The 18,561-nt window shown below is 33.7% G+C and carries 10 protein-coding genes; 6 read left to right on the top strand and 4 right to left on the bottom strand.

Translation table 11 applies throughout. From position 1 onward, the window contains the following. The first annotated feature begins 373 nt into the window (after window positions 1–373). From IC221_RS21020 to IC221_RS21030, 3 genes are all read left to right on the top strand, one after another. Window positions 374–796, top strand: coding sequence for a helix-turn-helix domain-containing protein (locus IC221_RS21020; RefSeq protein WP_188170845.1), 423 nt, complete (start codon window positions 374–376; stop codon window positions 794–796). 175 nt (window positions 797–971) lie between these two features. Further along, a complete protein-coding gene (acs, locus tag IC221_RS21025; protein ID WP_188170846.1) occupies window positions 972–2,897 on the top strand; it encodes an acetate--CoA ligase in 1,926 nt (641 codons plus the stop codon). Between the two features lie 169 nt (window positions 2,898–3,066). Next, on the top strand, window positions 3,067–3,927 hold the full coding sequence (locus tag IC221_RS21030) for an Rpn family recombination-promoting nuclease/putative transposase (RefSeq protein WP_188170847.1): 861 nt from the start codon (window positions 3,067–3,069) through the stop codon (window positions 3,925–3,927). Window positions 3,928–3,980: 53 nt separating this feature from the next. On the opposite strand, the gene IC221_RS21035 is transcribed toward IC221_RS21030, so the two are convergent. The 3 genes from IC221_RS21035 to IC221_RS29945 all read right to left on the bottom strand — a co-directional run bounded on the left by IC221_RS21035 (window position 3,981) and on the right by IC221_RS29945 (window position 12,530). Beyond that, window positions 3,981–7,805 (bottom strand): DUF3859 domain-containing protein, encoded by a 3,825-nt coding sequence (locus IC221_RS21035; RefSeq protein WP_188170848.1) that lies wholly within the window; start codon window positions 7,803–7,805, stop codon window positions 3,981–3,983. Window positions 7,806–7,923: 118 nt separating this feature from the next. Next, window positions 7,924–8,370, bottom strand: a complete 447-nt coding sequence (locus IC221_RS21040) for a hypothetical protein (RefSeq protein WP_188170849.1) — start codon at window positions 8,368–8,370, stop codon at window positions 7,924–7,926. 8 nt (window positions 8,371–8,378) lie between these two features. After that, window positions 8,379–12,530: a DUF3859 domain-containing protein gene (locus IC221_RS29945; protein WP_188170850.1), complete on the bottom strand. Its 4,152-nt coding sequence runs from the start codon at window positions 12,528–12,530 to the stop codon at window positions 8,379–8,381. 428 nt (window positions 12,531–12,958) lie between these two features. On the opposite strand from IC221_RS29945, the gene IC221_RS21050 reads away from it, so the two are divergent. The 3 genes from IC221_RS21050 (at window position 12,959) to IC221_RS21060 (ending at window position 17,219) form a co-directional block, all read left to right on the top strand. Then, window positions 12,959–14,803, top strand: coding sequence for a histidine kinase (locus tag IC221_RS21050; protein ID WP_188170851.1), 1,845 nt, complete (start codon window positions 12,959–12,961; stop codon window positions 14,801–14,803). Between the two features lie 5 nt (window positions 14,804–14,808). Continuing rightward, window positions 14,809–15,543 carry a LytTR family DNA-binding domain-containing protein gene (locus IC221_RS21055; RefSeq protein ID WP_188170852.1) on the top strand — a complete coding sequence of 245 codons (735 nt, stop codon included), beginning with the start codon at window positions 14,809–14,811 and terminating at the stop codon, window positions 15,541–15,543. A 137-nt stretch (window positions 15,544–15,680) separates the two neighbouring features. After that, window positions 15,681–17,219, top strand: coding sequence for a hypothetical protein (locus tag IC221_RS21060; RefSeq protein WP_188170853.1), 1,539 nt, complete (start codon window positions 15,681–15,683; stop codon window positions 17,217–17,219). Window positions 17,220–17,329: 110 nt separating this feature from the next. Here the strand turns inward: IC221_RS21060 and IC221_RS21065 are convergent, their stop codons facing one another. After that, window positions 17,330–18,553 (bottom strand): VWA domain-containing protein, encoded by a 1,224-nt coding sequence (locus tag IC221_RS21065; protein ID WP_223241451.1) that lies wholly within the window; start codon window positions 18,551–18,553, stop codon window positions 17,330–17,332. Between the last annotated feature and the right edge of the window lie 8 nt (window positions 18,554–18,561).

Below are 18,561 nucleotides of genomic sequence, written 5' to 3' on the forward strand. Positions count from 1 at the left end.
ATCACACTACATAGCATTTATGAGTATGTTTTTGAGAAACCGATTAAAAGTTAACTTTAATTTTTAAATGACTTCATAAAAATATCGCATAACTTCCATTATAAATTGAAGAGCGATTGTAATGTTGATAAACTAATGTCCTGATCAAGTGAAATTCATCAACATAAGCAATCATTTTTTGATATATCAATAAGTAATTATTCTTGAAAATGGATTGGAATAGGAATTCTATTTAAGTGTTTAAATCTGTTAAAAATAGACAAAAAGTGTATTTTGTACATGAATTTTGGTAAATAAGTATAGGTATGCTAAATAAGTATATTTAATTGCATTCTAATTTTTATCAGAAATACAGAAGTACTTATTCATTTTTATGAAAATATCAGAATTATCCTGTCCAAAATGTGAGAGTAATAGCTTTATTAAGAGCGGTTTTGTGAAAGGCAAACAACGTTATAAATGCAAGAATTGTAATTATAACTTTTCGGTAGCCAAAAAGGGAAGAGAAGTAGATCGGAAATATGTAATCAAAGCTTTACAGTTATATTTGGAGGGCGTGAGTTACCGAGAAATTGAGCGAATTTTAGGTGTCAGTCATGTTTCAGTGATGAATTGGGTAAAGAAATATAATATTCCACGATTAGAGACAGAAGCCTATGCTCCTTCTTATCAACTCATGAATCACAGTGAATTATTGACCTATATTATCAATAGGGAAAATTTAAAAACAAGCTCTTCTGTCATTACTCAAGTAGGGGATAAGTATATGGTGATTTCATGGCAAAGTAAAAAGTAACTATATCAAATTACCATAAGTATACATAAATCTCTTTTTTTTATTTCTCAGTCTCTATATTCAAATTCGAAAACTTCAGTAATATTTTTAAACACTTAGACTTTAGAGTTAATGTATTTGTGCACTATAATAATGCAAATACATATAGTCTATTACTCAAACTTTTACGACACTAATGATTAGCAGAATTAACAACTTGGAAGACTACGCTGTAGCCTATAGACGCAGTGTGAGCGAACCTGAACGCTTTTGGTCAGAAGTAGCGGAACAATTTGTATGGAGAAAGAAATGGGACAAAACTGTCGAATTTGATTTCGATAATTACAATGTCAGTTGGTTTACAAATGGTAAACTCAACATCACCGAAAACTGCTTGGACCGTCACTTACTTTCTAGAGGTGACAAGACAGCCATTCATTGGGTAGCCAATGATCCTCATGAAAAAGACAGAATTTTCTCTTATCGTGAACTACACGAGCAAGTATGTCTTTTTGCCAATGTTTTAAAGAGAAATGGCGTTGGGAAAGGTGACAGAGTTTGTCTTTACATGCCGATGGTACCAGAATTGGCAATTGCTGTATTGGCATGTGCTAGAATCGGAGCTATTCACTCTGTAATTTTTGGTGGATTCTCAGCTCAAGCATTAGCAGATAGAATCAATGATGCAGGTGCAAAAATCTTGATTACTGCAGACCAAGGTCCTCGTGGTAACAAATTAGTAGAGCTAAAACAAATCGCTGATGAAGCTTTATTCCAATGTCCAGACGTAGACAAAGTAATTGTTTACCAACGTACTGGCGGAGATGTAAAAATGGATCCAGAACGCGATGTATACTGGCATGATGAAATCAAGTCGGTTCCTTCAGTTTGTGATCCAGAAGTAATGGATTCGGAAGATCCGCTATTTATTCTTTATACATCAGGTTCTACCGGTAAACCAAAAGGTGTCGTTCACTCAACAGGTGGCTACATGGTTTATACTTGGTACTCATTCAGAAATGTATTCCAATATCAAGAAAATGATGTGTATTGGTGTACTGCCGATATTGGTTGGATTACAGGTCACTCTTACATTGTGTACGGACCTTTATTGGAAGGTGCAACTTCAGTAATGTTTGAAGGTGTTCCTACTTTCCCTGATGCAGGCCGTTTTTGGAGAGTCGTAGATCGATTAAAAGTAAACATTTTCTACACTGCACCAACAGCAATCAGAGCATTGATGGCACAAGGGCTAGAATATGTTGAATTATATAAATTAGATAGCTTGAGAGTTTTGGGTACGGTAGGGGAACCTATCAACCGTGAAGCTTGGGAGTGGTATCACCAACATATTGGTAAAGGAAGATGCCCGATTGTAGATACATGGTGGCAGACGGAAACGGGTGGAATCATGATATCACCTATAGCAGGCGTTATTCCTACCAAACCTACTTACGCAACTCTTCCATTGCCAGGTATTCAGCCAGTATTGGTGGATGGTGAAGGTAATGAGATTGAAGGAAAAGGTGTAGAAGGAAATCTTTGTGTGAAATACCCTTGGCCTTCAATGTTGAGAACTACTTGGGGTGATCACGAGCGTTGTAAGTCAACTTACTTCTCTACTTTCAAAGGTTTATACTTCACGGGTGATGGCTGTCGTCGTGATGAAGACGGTTACTACAGAATTCTTGGTCGTGTGGATGATGTAATGAACGTGTCAGGTCACAGATTAGGTACTGCAGAAGTAGAAAATGCCATCAACATGCACAATGCAGTGGTAGAATCTGCAGTAGTGGGTTATCCTCACGATATCAAAGGTCAAGGTATCTACGCTTATGTAGTTTGTGATTCAGCAGAATTGGAAGTAAGTACAATTACAGAACTGAAAGAGCAAATTCTTGAAGTTGTAATTGATAAGATCGGTAAGATCGCGAGACCTGATAAGGTACAAATCGTAAGAGGTTTACCAAAGACAAGATCAGGTAAAATTATGCGTCGTATTTTAAGAAAAGTTGCTGAAGGTCAGACTGACAACTTTGGTGATACTTCTACTTTACTAGATCCTTCAATTGTGGAAGCAATTAAAGAGGGTGTAGTAAAAGACGATGGCGTAAAAGCTTAATGTTTGAATACTAAATACGAATATATAATTTTAAGGATCGAGCAGTTTGTTGCTCGATCCTTTTTTGTTATTGTATTATAAGTAGTAAGTAGAGTTGAATTATTATTTTTGATAATAACTTTGATAAGTTTTACTTTGTGGGTGTAAAATTGAACTTAATGATAAAGGTATGGCTAACAGGAATTTGATTCGATTTGATTGGGCAATGAAACGCCTTTTGAGAAATAAAGCTGATTATACTGTATTAGAAGGTTTTCTTTCTGAATTAATGAAAGAAGATATAGTAATTGAGAGTATTCTTGAAAGTGAGAGTAATCAACAAATCGAAATCGATAAATACAATAGAGTCGATATTCTTGTGAAGAATGCCAAGGGAGAACTTGTTATCATTGAGGTGCAAAACCAATTGGAATATGATTATTTCCAACGTATGATTTATGGTTCCTCTAAAGCTGTAACTGAATATATTTCTTTAGGTGAATCTTATAAACAAGTCAAAAAAGTATATTCTGTAAATATTGTCTATTTTGATCTAGGTCAAGGTGAAGATTATGTTTATCATGGAAAAACGCATTTTTTAGGCATTCATAAAAAGGATAGCTTGGAATTGTCAGCAAAACAAAAAATGCTAATGGGAAGCAACGTAACACCTTCTGATCTATTTCCAGAGTATTATGTTATCAAAGTAAATCAGTTTGATGACGTGGCTCGAGATACTTTGGATGAGTGGATTTACTATTTCAAAAACAACGAAATTAAAGAAGAATTCAAGGCTAAAGGGTTACTTCAAGCAAAAGAATTACTTCGTGTAGATCAATTATCAGAAGAAGAACAAGCAAAATATAAACTGCATTTAAAGAATTTAAGAGATGAGGCAAGTCGTCTTTTTACTTTGAAAGCCGATGCCGAATTTAAGCTAATTGAAGAACGAAATATCGCTATTGCAAAAGGGTTAAAGAAAGATGGAGTTCCTTATGAAATAATAGCTAAAAATACGGGATTAACAATTCCTCAAATTGAATCACTTTAATTAAAAAAAATCCCCATCATTAAAAAAAAATAGATTTAATGATGGGGAATGCATTATAAAACACTAAAACTCTTACTCACCAACAAATTCCCCTCTTCATCAAAAGCACTCATTTTATACTCCCCCTCAATCAATTCCTCTTCACTTTCAAAGTGCCATCCCAAGAAAATATTAGAATTACTTAATCCATTTTGCCACCATAAAGTTTGAGCGTAAGAAATTTTTCCATTCTCATCTTTAATTGGGTGATCAATGCGAACCATATGCTGACAAATCTTCGGAGCCTTATCATGATTTTTTACTGTAAATCGTAAACCGATATACTGATTGATTTTAGCTGAAATTTGGTCAGTTTCTTCTAATAGAACAGGCTCATTCGCTGTTTTACGCTCTCCTCCTTCATCAGTATTTCCCAGCATTTTGTAAATGCCAAAATCAACAATAACGTATTCAATGACCTTCTCTTTCAATTGATATTTTTCAATCAGCATCTTTACATGTTCTTTGATTTTAGCAGAGCCACTATTTTCCAAAGAAATGATATATTGATAGTACTTAGGAAGGTGGGCCATGATGGAAAGCATCGGGAGTTTAATCTCTGTTTTTTCACTTTCGATTAATGGAGCACCATCTGTTTGTTTGAATATCTGTAGATAAATATTCGGATTGGAGAGTTTGGTTTGAGATAAAAAGTATCTGAAAATAGTAGAATAGTTCACCTTACTCATTTCTAGTAATTCGAAGTATTCTTGAGGTGATTTTTTTAAGTTAAGAACCAAAGCTTCCTCTGAAATACAGCCTAGTAAATAGAGTACTCTTTTTTGTAAAGCATCGGGAAGGTGGTCAAAAAGATCTTTAATTGAAGTTTCTGAGTAATCATCCTCTTGATTAAATCTCCATTTATCAATTCCATATTGACTTATCAGTTCCACTTTTTCTTTGTCTCCACCGTAAAGTAAAAATGACTTGATACTGTTTCTCCATAGCTCTTCATGATTGAATCGCATTTCAGAAGAAAGTAATTCCTTCAGATAATCAGAAGGACAATTTTGGTCTATGATTATACAATGCGTGTGAGCATAATAAATATTCTCTTGATCAAACCCTTGTTGCAATAATGATAGTACTCGCTCACCATAAATAGGAGTGTATTGATCTCCATTTTTTTGAAGAACAATATATCGCCATCCTTTGATCTTCCACAATTCCTCTTTAGCCTCTTTTGGATTGAGCTCTTCCTCATGTTCAACTTTGATATCTTTTATAATGGTTTGCAACTCCTCCTCATGATGTTGCCAAGTGTCCCATTTGATGTATTCACAAAAGATATTTTCTCCTTCAAGTCTATTCTTAAAATAGATAGGATAGTCCTCTAAAATGAACTCCTTTTGAAGTTTACGATCAAAATAATCGACAATCGACTTTTTATAATTTACCTCTAAAGGAGCATCTCCAATCACCTTCTTTGCCTCAGATAATAATTTGTTTTGAAGTCTAAACGGTAGTTTTTGAATACCTTGAGTTAGGTTAGATTGATGGGGTGTACATTCACATTTTATACTAAAAGCCATGTTTCTTGTACCTTGCCAAATACACAACATTTCTTTGTACTCAATACTATCTTCAGGATTTGAAGAATGGTAAAACTGTTCCATTGCATAGCCCCAATACCCCTCTTCTGTCAAACCAAATTGGAGGAATAGATCAAGCATACTCAAAAACTGCAGAGGAGCATCATGTCGGTAAGGATGTTCTTTGTAAACCTTATCTAGGAAATGTACTGTTTTTACTGGGGCAATTTGAAAGGCTGATTTCAACACAAATCGTAAAGCTTTAATTTGATGGATTTCTTCTTCAAAAATATAATGAATAGCCACTAATAACTTTTGCGTTTTATCAGAAAAATTATCCATCCAATCAATATGAGGTTGCTCTTTAGAAATAGGGCTGTCTTCATCAGTTTTTAGATGCTTTTCCAACAATTGGGAAGTCTCAATACCTAAATTTTCAGACTTTAAATGATCAATAAAACGGTGATAATCATTTGCTAAAACTTCATATTCTAGTCTTTCTTTTTCTTGATAGTAATCAGGTGCTTTTTGAACTTCTCCTTTTTTAATAATCAAATCAGAAAAAGTCATTGAACGTATTAAATCACTCACTACAGATTCATATAAATGCTTGTTTATGAATTCAATAGCATCTATAGTCAACTCATCTTGATATTTCTTTTTTCTATCACTGTTGACTAAATAAGAAGCAAGAACTAATACTTCTACATTTCCATAACTTTTATGTGAGCGACTTTTTTTCTGATGAAATAATGATTGATTTAAAAGTGAAATAGCCTCTTGACGGTTTTCTTCAATTAATAAATAACCTTTTTCAAGTTGTTCTCTCGTTACAGTACTCGAATATCCACCAAATTCATTTAATACAAACTCTAGTTCTGAAAACCAATGGGCTTTATATCTCGATTGAAACGCTGTCACAGAACAAATCTGATGCTTTGCTAAAATTGTTTGTGTATCATTTTCAAAAGGCTTTCTATTTAACCATCTAAAAATAAGGTCTAAGAGTCGAAGAGCCATTTGTTTTTCAGCGTTTTTGATGTTTCCTTTTTTTCTCCAATCAATAAAGTGCCCCTGTAATACTCGATCAAGGTCTTCATATAAATCACCATTACTATGAATGTATTCTTGCTCAAAAAGTAAGATCAAATCAGAGTCATGAGTATCGATTTTTTGATACAGATCAATGGCTTCAACTTCAGAAAAATCAAACAACTGTTCCCCCGTTTTGATATAGTTCCAAATTTGTATTCCATTAGAAAAGGAGTCTATGATAAAAGGTTTCCAACATTCTTCCAAATCAGTTTTAGGTGCACGTTTTTCTTTGATGGATTGAAGGTATACAACGTATTCTTTGTGACTAGGGACAATAGGTTGCTGATTAACTTCTTCAATGTATTGTGTGATTTCATCAATTTCCTCTCTTGCAGATTTATGGATAAAAGTGTTCTCTAGGTATTCTAATTCATCAAAATCATCTCCCTCTTCTGGATGATGAACCATTAGGAGTTCAATGACGATTTCCTTGATTGGATTTTCAATATAATAGCGTTCATCATCGGTATGTTGTAAAAAAGGAAGAGCCTTAAATCTCTCTGCTAATGTCTTCTTGAAAAATTCATAAGAGGAAGGATCATTTCTGAAATGAGTGATTAAATCAAAATGACAATCCACCTTTTCAAAAGAATAACCATAGATATCAAATCCGAGCATCACCTTTCTTGCAGAACTGTTGTCGCAGTAACAGTAAGCTTTGATGGTATCTAAATTAATTCCGAATTGATTACTCCATGAAGAAAGTGATTCAAGTGAATCAGGCATATGTTCATCATCCCAATAAGGAATAAAAAAGCTTCCCAACAGATAACCGTATTTTGGATAAACCGTGGTAAATAACGTCAACCATTCTAAAGCAAAAGGCTCTTCACAATTGATCCACATTTCAGAAGAATCATTCGTTTCTCTTGAGAAAGTTACTACATCTTCGGCTACTGATTTTACAACTTCTTCAAGTTCTGAAAATCGTAACGCATTGGCAAAGAAAAGCGTCTCGGTCAACATACTCTCTTCTAAGTTCTCAGTTGTTGTACCGTACTTAGACTTTACAAGTTTATTCAATTCGACATGTTCCACAAATACATCTTTTGTAATTGCTTCTGAAGGCTTGAATTGAATAACACAATAGTCGTCCCTAAATCCTCTTTTTGAAAGGATTAAGTTTGCATACTTTTTTGATGCCTCAATGATAGATTCTATTTCATTTGGATTATAATCTAGGACATATTTTGCCTCGTATTCTTCGTACATTTTAATGGAGTAATAATTAGGAGAAGTATGGAAATCGTCCCCTTGATTAGAATTTAGTTTATTTATTTCGATGGTACGTATGACGTTTTACTAAAAACGTCCCTACAGTGGTTTTTAATTAATACACCCTGCATTCCATATCTTCTTTAGAGCTTTCACTGACTCTCAAACCATGAAGTGCTTCTTCTGACATAAAAAAGCTGTAAAGATCATTTTCATTACGAAAGAAATGGATTTCGTCTAGTTCAGGTTTTCTTTCAAGAATAAAAGTATTTTCATTAGAACCATCAGATTGTAAATTGTCTTCAGAAAGACTGAAATTCATATAGGCATGACTTACTGTATCAACAATATCACCTTCTCTATCTTCCACTTTGGCAGGGGTGAGTTCACAACCAACATAGAAGTGGATATTCTGCTTTAACCTTCCATAATCAAATACAAAAAGGTTGATGTACGGAGTAAAATTGATCAACATTTCAGGCTCACAACCAAACATTCTTTGCGTTGCATCATCATAGAAATTGAACCAGTTCTCTTTATTTATTTTGATTAATTTTCTCATTTCGATATTTAGTTTGATGTTACTTCTTCTAGTTTTTCTATGATTTCCAAACCAACGATTTCTTGTAGTTCATCTCGGATCACTTTCTTAAATATTAAATTGGAAGTTTGATTTTCTATAGTGAAAATGAGTGTGTTTTGATGAACTTGAGTTTCCCCCGAAGTGAAATAAATAGTGGGTTTAATAAGGTAATAAGGAATCGATTTACCATCCGAAGCATTGATGACAGCAGGAATGAAGAAACACCCAAATGGATGATGTTTTCCAATTGCTTTTACTACTTTTTCAGATGCCAAAACATAATCACAAATAATGATATCATTAAGATCACTTTCTATTACTCCATAACCATCAAATTGAACAGCTTTATAAGGCACAATAGGTTGGTTATTTCTTAACAATTGTTCTCCTTCCTCTATAACAATTCCCTCTGTTTTTGGACTACTGAAAGTGTAGTAACCATCACTTTGCTCTTCCTCATTATGATCTTGTTTTAGTTGAGTAAGCACTTCAGATTCTATTAAGAATGACTTTTCAGCGATAAGATTTCTTCGCCAATCATAGATTTTAAAACTATACTCACCAGAGATTAATTCATCTGCGGTCTCAAAAGTCCAACCTGCAAAAATTGCTTGTCCTTTTTGCCCTTGTTGTGTCCATTCACTCTTTTCTGAAGTCTTGATCCCATCTTTTATAACAGGATGTTGGACATATACCGTATGATTAATAATGTCTCTGTCATCATTTTCGCCAACGACAAAGCGAAGACCGAACGTAGTTCCTATTTTGGCGACAATCTTATCAGTTTGATTCTGAAGTTTTATCTCTAAGGCAGAATAATCATATATCCCAAAGTCATAAAGGTTTTCACACTTCTCTTCATCAGGTTCTTGTATCTTGATTTTCTGAAGAATATGACGTGCTTTATCTTTGATTTTTCTAGAAGAATCATTTTTGAAAAGACCAATAAGCTGTTCTGTTCCAGATTGGTTTTCAAAATGATCGATCAGACTGTTCTTTCTAGATTTGTTCAATTCAGAAACTATACCATCCAACTCACCTCTTCTTCCAAGTTTACCTAAATAATCACCATAAGCTTTTTCATTTTGATCAATACAGTATTTAATCAAACGGATTTTATCAGCTCCTAACGAGAAAACCCTATTAATAAAGTAGTCATGTGCTTGCTCTATTAATTCATCATCTTTAAAGTCAGGATCAATGATATCCTTGAATTTAAGTTTTCCTTCTCTCACTAACTTTTCTTTATAACCTCTTTCTAAACCATTAAAGAGAATGGAGAAAGAGGCAGAAGTACCATTTGATAATAATTTGATTAGGCGATCTTGTTTACTTTCGTGAAGTCCCCAGAAAAATTGTTCAAAAGAATAAGATTTATAGCTGTCCACATAAATATGGAACCTTTTGCCTTTAATTTTTGACCAGAAAAGAGGAGCAAAAGTATCGTGATCCAAATTGCCTTCTAAGTAGTCTATCATTTTTGCGACCATATCAGAAATGCCTTCTTTGGAATCGTCTTTCCAGTTTAATGTGAAAAAGACATGCAGATAATCATGAAATAAGCCTTCCGTTTCCTTTTCAAAATTATACTCTTCATCAGAAACTGACAGATCACGATGGAATTGAACTACATTAATATCATCTGCAGATTTTAAGCCCTCTTTCAATTGTTCCACTCTGTACTGAAACATCTCGAACATTGCATCATTTTTATCCATTTTCTGAGCCATCTTGAATGCATTTATCCAAGGTAAATATCTTTTGAGGTCTTTTACAGTTCCTTTCCCATAGTTATTCTGAGATTTGACAATTTCAAAAGCAAACAGGAGAGAATCGGGAACGCCGACTTCAGAGAGAGATTGGAAGAATGTTTTTTCTTTTTGAGAGGATTCAAATTCAAAATCACCATAGGAGGAGGATGCTGTTTTAAGTATTTTATTCAAGACCCAAAAAGGCGAAAGTGCCAACATCAAATTCCAAAATCTTTTGGCTCTTGGGTCATCTTTGGAGTGCGAAAGTGTTTGTGCCCAGAAAGAGAAAATTAGAACCTTTGATATATTGTCATCGAATCTTAAAATGTAATAGCTTCTTTGTGTCTTTGAAAAATGGTGGACTCTAGCTCCATTATGCTCTTCTTCATAAGGAACAAGTGTATCATTTAACAGTGTCATCATTTCCTCTTGACTTAGTAGAGGAGTATCTACAGAAGTGATATAATTGTTGATTTTCTCTTTGGTATCTTCAGAAATAGGATCTGAAAAACGATCCCTTTCAGTAAAAATAGAAGCTACTTTTTCCCATTGAAACGCTTGTAAATATTCCTTTAGTTGTAGGGTGTATTGATCTTCTATACCATTTTGCTCATCCGTTTTTAGCATATAGCTTGCAAGGGCTATATCACCTGCATTATGCTTCCCTAAATGATCGGTATTATAACATCCTCTTGATGTAGAAAGACAATAATCTAGTTTTTTTAATAGATCAGTATCAATTGAATCTCTATCATAAGGAGTGGAGAACTCTTCCACAATAGAGGCCATTTGTTTCACCAAAAGCGGAGGTAATTTTCCATTTTCTGCATAATTTTCCTCGCTATATCGATTATAAAACTCGGCGGTGGAGAGACAATACTCTTCCTTATCTTCAATGATACGTTCACATAAATCATCCACAAAAGTGGGTTTACCTAATAACACATAGAAGACATCCAACACTCTGAGTAGTTGCTGATATCTTACTTCACCTCTATGCTCAGGGAGTGGATTGAATGCTTGAGGGATATCATCTGCGTAAAGAGATTCATCATTAAATAAAGTAAGATCATCAATGATTTCTCTTAAGCAGTGATCCATTTCATCAACCAGCCCTTTATTTTTATTCAATGGGTTACAATCATCTTCAAGATCTACACCAGGGAGGTGATAACTGATTTTGTGATAAAGTGCAGGACTACTTTTCAATGCCAATCCCATCACATCCACTGTTTCAAATGAATTAATAAGCTCAGCATTCTCTCCATTCTCCACATACTGCCATATTTGATCACCATTTTCTAAGGCCATCACAAATGCCCTAAAATCCATAATACCTTCCCCAGGGGTATAGGTATCTTTATCAGTATATTGTCTTGCTTCTTTTTCTAGTTCTCCCTCACCATCCAATCGCATTAATGGTTGGTCGGTACTATTAAGGATAGAATTGTAAAGATCTGTAGCTTCGTTTTCAATGGTGTCAGAAATGAAGAATTCTGAGATAAATTCCTCCTCATCATCATGGATAGCATCTACACTTCCATTTAATGTATAATAAAGGCTTAGAACGGGATTTTCACTATCGTCTTCCCCTTTATAATAGAGCATTGGTTCATCTAATAACCTATCTTTTATGCTCTCTTTGAACCATGTATATTCTTCTTGGTTTTCTTTTAAGAAATTAAATAAAGTAGGATTTTCATCTTGTGGGAGATTGCCATGATAATACCCTACTCTCATCATTCCAGCCCTGAAATTAGGGTTGTCACAATACAAATAGGCTTTGATTAATGGACGAGTCCAGCCGTGTTGTTTCACGAATTCAAAGAGGTAGCAATCATAGTCACATGTATAGCGTTCATCCCAATACGGAATAAGATATTGGGCCAATATATAAGTATAATTGATGTCATTACAGGCTAAAATATACAAAGCCACCGCACCATAAGCATTAGCATTGAAGGTCCACATGGACTCACTATTGTTATAATGACGACTGATTTCTGCAATTCCTTTTGCTGTTTTTATTACCTCTTCTTTGAGTTCTTCGTGTTCCAAAGCAAGGGAAAACAATAGAGGTTCAGAGAGGAGTGAAGCTTCAAAGTCATCTCTATAAGAGTCCTCTTGTTTCATTTGATCAAAAGAAGGGCTTCGTACAGCAAAGGCTTTTTTAAAGGTTTCGAAATCCTTAATATCTGATGTTTTCAGGTTTCTTGGTTCATCACCAGAGTTTTCCATAAATTTCACATCCATTTCCATGTGAAATCCTTTGTTTGAGATTGCCGTTCGGTTATTTAGTACTACTTGATATTTTTGTAGAGCATTTCTGATTGATTCAACGTTATCTTTCTGTAAATAGATAACTTGGTTTTTGGTGTATTCTCCCACTGTAATTTATTTTTCAGATGTTATTTATTTTAATATTAGGGGTGAATTTATAATGTTATGTGCAAGTGTTGAATTATAATTGATAAGTGTATTTTAAAAATTGATAAGTGCGTTGAAGACCTAATTAATGTTAGTAGAAAAAGCTTTTGGATGTATTTAAACATTTAGAAATAATGAAAGTTTAATCCAGTTGAGTTTTCAATAAGACATGTCTATTAAAAAAATAGAAGCTGTAACTTTTTTTTGATCTGTGATAGCTAAAAATGAATACCTTTTCAATCAAACACCTACTTTTTCTGCCATAATAAAGCACTTAATAAAGTCTAATGTCAATAACTCATAACATATTTTTTAATCAAAAATAAGCCTGTGATATTAGTTGATGAAGTACAACTAACTACAGATACGACTGAAGATCTAAATTATATATGAGAATTTTTTTAACTGTATTGCAAATGTGTTTTGTATTGAGTCTTTCAGGACAAACACTAAGTGATTCTCAATTTGATACACTAAATGATTTAATCCGTAAAGGATCAGCTGATGGAACTGTCGTTCATAAAATTGACAGTCTATTTAAAAATAATGAGAATACAGAACTTGATAAAGCAAGATTGTATTATTTAAAGGCAATCTATTATGCTGATATTGAAAATTCACATGAAGCAATTATACTTTTCAAAAAGTCACTCAATTATTTTATAAAAGAGGGAGACTTGACGTTTGAAGCGAGGATACGTTTAGGCTTGTCAAGAATTTATGCTGATGATAATCTCTTTGTTGAGTCAAGTACGGAACTGTTTAAAGCAAGAAAAAATGCAATTGAAGTAGATGATAAAGTATTGACCGCTAAAATTATTGAAAGCCTTGCCCATTTATATTATAAAAAGGGAGATTTGACACATGCTTTAATTGAATTGGAAAAGGTGATTCCTTATTATGTGGAGTTTGATGATAGTGTGAAACTTTCTAGAGTCTGTAATAACCTGGCTGTATTGTATAAAAATGAAGGGTCTTACCAAAAAGCAATTGCTTATAATGTAAGGTCACTAGAGTACGGAATATCTTACAGCAACAAATGGGAGATCTCTCAGTCTTATAATAATATTGGGACCAATTACCTCAATATGTTTTTAGAGACGGATAGTTTGTACTATGCAGATATTGCAATTTGGTATTATAATAAATCCGCAAAATTAAAAAAGTTATATCCTCACAAATGGAATAATGCACTGGCGAACTTGGAAGAAGTTTACAATGCGATGGGGGAGGGAGATCTTGCAGTGAAGTATGATAAGGAATTAATTAAACATACTTACAATTCTCCAAAATACATGAAAGTGATCTATGAGAAGAGTTTGAAATATGCTATTCAGAACAAGCAGACAAAGAAAGCTTTAATGTATTATTCTAAGTTGGATTCTGTAGAAAATATTCTGAAAGAAAAGATTTCCTATGATTTTGAACAGATGTTGAATACACAAGACCAACTTTTTAAATCGGAAAGAGAGAAAGAGAAAATCAAGCAAGAAGAAGAGGAAAAGCGATTAGAGGCAGAAAGAGAATTTGAGCGAATTATTCTAACATTAACGGCGGTAACTGTCATGGTCATAATTTTGTTCTTACTGTTCCTGCTTTATTACAAGAATATTCAGCATAAAAATGAGCAAGAACGTACTCAGTTGAAAAATACAATATTGAGGAATCAGATGAATCCACATTTTATATTTAATGTGCTTACTGCAATACAAAATACATTATTTGATAATGACCCTTTGACTACTTCTTCGTATATCTCACGTTTTTCAAAGTTGATTAGGCAAAATTTTGATTTGACACACAAAGAAAAAATCTCTTTATCAGAGGATTTGAGTGCATTGACCAATTATATCGAAACGCAACGGATTCGTTTTGGGCATAAATTTAATTATAGAATCTCAGTAGAAGAGCAAGTGGATTTAGAGCATTCAGAAATACCGCCAATGATGCTTCAGCCACTTTGTGAAAATGCCATTGAACACGGACTTCGTAAGATCAAAAAAGATGGATTTTTAGAGGTGAAAGTGACTAAAAAGGAGGAGAAATTAAATTTTGAAGTCATTGATAATGGCATTGGTCTTCAAGGGGTTTCTGATGATAAAAAAGAACATTCACTTTCTGTTTTAAAAGCTCGATTGGCCATTATGGGGAATGGTGATGAGCATACACTTTCCATAAATAATAGAGATGACAGTACTGGAGCTGTTGTCAGCTTTTCACTCACACTAAACTAAAGGACATGTATAAAATAGTAATCATAGAAGATGAGTTCAACGCTCAGGAGGCATTAAGTAAAATGCTCAAACTACTTTATCAATCTATTGAAATTATAGGAATCTTTCCTTCCATTCAGGAAGGTGTTGTTTTCTTAAATCAAAATAAAGATGTAGATCTTATTTTTTTAGATGTTGAGCTTGAAGATGGGAATAGTTTTGAGTTGTTGAACCAGTTGTCTTCTATTGATTTTAAAATCATTTTTACCACTGGATTGGAAAATTATGCTATTGATGCCATCAAGCGAAACGCCGTAGATTACTTACTAAAACCAATTGATCCCAATGAATTGAAAATTGCTGTCGATAAGGCTTTTCATCAGATTGAAGAACAGAAAAAAGCAACTGCCATTATCTCTAAGTTTGAAGAAGAACAGAAGGAAAAAGAACAAAAAATTATCGTTAAAACAGCCGATAATACCCATTTTATTGAAGTTAATTCTATTATACTATTTGAATCAGAAGGGGCTTACACCAAGATTGTTTGTCAAGATCAGACCATACTAGCGTCGAAGCATTTAAAGTATTTTGAGAACATAGAAGAGTTACATTCATTTATTAGAGTTCATCATTCTTTCTTGATTAACCCGTCTCATGTGATCACAATCTCCAAATCAGGGTTAGCTCTTACAGATGGTCATTCTGCTAAAGTATCTACACGAAAGTATACCCAAGTTGTACAGCAGTTAAAAACATCGTAATTGAAGGTTAAATGCTATCTCGTCAATTATTAATTATACCTCTGCATTTATCAATTGTTTTTGGGAACAAATAAATAGACTGCCAAATTCGTGACATCATTAAATACTAATAACAAGTTTACTACTAAATATAAATTATGATTAAGAAATACTTTTTGTTGATATTTTTTTTCATTTCAACTTTAAATATAAATGCCAAAAACCAACCCAATCAGCTTTTAGAAAATATACCATCAGAAGGCCTATCATTCTTATTTTATTATGATGCGGAAAGACTAGCTGAAAGAGAATACTTACAGGATGTATTAGCTTCAGATCTTAAAGAGATTTTTGAGATCAGCAAAGAGGCAGTAGTTTATACACAGGATATTGATGCCTATTTTGGATTGACGGTAAGGTTTAAATTAAATGACGGAGTAGGTTTTAATAAAATCGAGGATATCATTGATCAATCTGAATTTGAGGTAAGTAGTGTAAAAGGAAATTTTATTTACATAAAAGAGGTAAAAGATAAAGTGCGTTTTGGATATGTGATGAATGGCCAAGATTATCTCATCGTAAAGATATTTTTCCAAAAGACAATGATTGATAAAAAATATCAAGAACAGTTTCAAGATGTATTGAGTGATTATCAATTCGATAAAATCAGTTATGAACAGTTTAATGTGTTAAGGGACTCTATTAATAAATTAGATGAAAAGAATATTGCTCCTTATTTCGAAAAATTAATAGCGAATGATGAAAAAGCCATCCTCTCTGATAAAGCGTTGAAGAATAAAACTGAGATTCCAACGGATATTAACGGGAAGCCTTTTATACTTTATTTCAATGAAAAAAGCTTTTTCTCGCTGGCTCATATCTTTGGTTATAGAACTTCAGTAATGGATTTTATTTTGAAGGGGTCACACAATCAAATGTCTGAAATGCTGAGTGATATTCAGAAGATGCAGTGGAATGAATCGACATGGTATGGTGGGGAATTTGGAGAAAAGAAAGCAGAGGTGATTAGTGTGATGACATCAAAAGAAGAATCTCAAAATATAGGGATTGATCAAACATTATTACAATATATGCCTGAACAAGTGACAAGTTTCATGGCATATGGTGTAGACATGGAAGTAATGAAAAATCAGATCATTGACCATATTAGCTATGAACATGAAGAGGTCCTTACTCAAATGAAATTGGGGTTGTTGCTAATGGATGATGACTTTATGAACTTTTTTCAAAGTGGTTTCCTTGCAGTGAATGTGAAGCCTGAGAATAATTCAGAAGATTATAATTTGAAAATGGCTTTTAGAATGTCTAATGAGAGAAAGGGAAAGCAATTCTTAAGATTGTTTAGCCAACTTGGTTACATAGAGAAAATAGAGGAGAAGGAAGAAAACTATAGAATCACGCATCGTGAATTTAGAGATAAAGCTTATTTAGTAATTGAGGGTGATATCTGGATTTTAGGAACACAATCACCTCAAGAATTAAGACAGAAGCGTAAGAAAATGTTGAAGCAATATCCTGAAATGGGTAAAAGTAAAACGGCATTAGTTTCTAAAATTCAAGGTGACATTTTTGGCCGAGATTCTAAGCTAGGAGAAATTTATTCTATTTCAGAATATATTGATAAAAAGACAATGAAAAATACGATTTCCATTGAATTCAATAAAGAAATATTATAGTGTGTATACTTTGCTATATGTCAATTACCTAATTTTATTAGCCCATTAACATAACTACAGAAGCCACCTGCATATAGGGTGGCTTCTTGCTTTTAGAAGGAAATTGAAATTTATTGAAGAACAATATCGTTTTCTGAAGCCCAAGTAGTGATGTCGTTTTTCTGAATTGCTGCCGCCATCATATCGGGAAATAAATCAGGAGTACAAGCAAAAACAGGGATCTTGTTGTCGGCAAAAAACTTTGCATTTTGTTTATCGTACCAAGGGGTGCCATTGTCATCTAAAGCAAGAAGGCAGATGACTTGAACGCCTGACTCTACAAGTGATAAAGCACGTTTTTTCATTTGTTGTAAATCACCACCTTCACACAAATCAGTGACAAGAACAAGGATAGTGTCATCAGGTTTTTCAACTAAAGATTCACAATATTGTAGTGCTTTATTAATGTCCGTTCCTCCACCAAGTTGCACGCCGAAAAGTAAATCAACAGGATCTTCTAATTCTTCAGTAAGATCAGCAATTTGTGTGTCGAAGACTACCATTTTGGTTTTAACATTTGGAAGTGAGGCCATCACTGCTCCAAAGATTCCCGAGTAAATGACAGATTCACCCATTGAACCACTTTGGTCAAGACATAAAATGATGTCTTTTAATGAGCGTTTTGATTTCTTCCCATAACCCACTTTCACCTCAGGAATGATTGTTTTGTATTCCGGTTGATAGTGTTTAAGGTTCTTTTTAATGGTTGCAGGCCAGTTGATCTCATTGTGTCGAGGTCTGAAACTTCTTGTACTTTTATCTAATGCTCCAGATAAACTTGCAATGGTCTTTTGCTCTAATTTATCCATTAGCTCATCCACTACTTTTTTGACCACCATTCTAGCAGTTTCTTTTGTCTTCTCAGGAATCAATTTACCCATTTCCATCAGTGAAGCGACCAAATGAACATCAGCTTCGGCTTTTTCCAGAATCTCAGGTTCCATGATCATTTTTTCTTTCAGGCGGTCATTTTTCATTGCATCTGCTTGCATGACATTCACCACAGACTGAGGAAAATATTTTCTGATATCACCTAACCACCTTGCTATTGATGGAGTACCCTTTCCTTTGCCGCCTTTTCGATGCAATTGTTTACCGTTAGGGTTATAATCAAAACTCCCTTTACGTTCAAACTCATATAAGGCACTCAAAGTTTGATCTAATTCAGTGAGTTCATCAGACAATTGATGTTCTGTTCCATCCGCCTCTTCACCGCCTAGCATTAATCTCCATCGCTCTAAATTTTGATGTTTGCTTTCAGGAGTATCCATTGTAATAGCTTTATATTGGTCCATGTTTTTTA

This window comes from Flammeovirga sp. EKP202 (assembly GCF_014534745.1).
Classification (GTDB): domain Bacteria; phylum Bacteroidota; class Bacteroidia; order Cytophagales; family Flammeovirgaceae; genus Flammeovirga.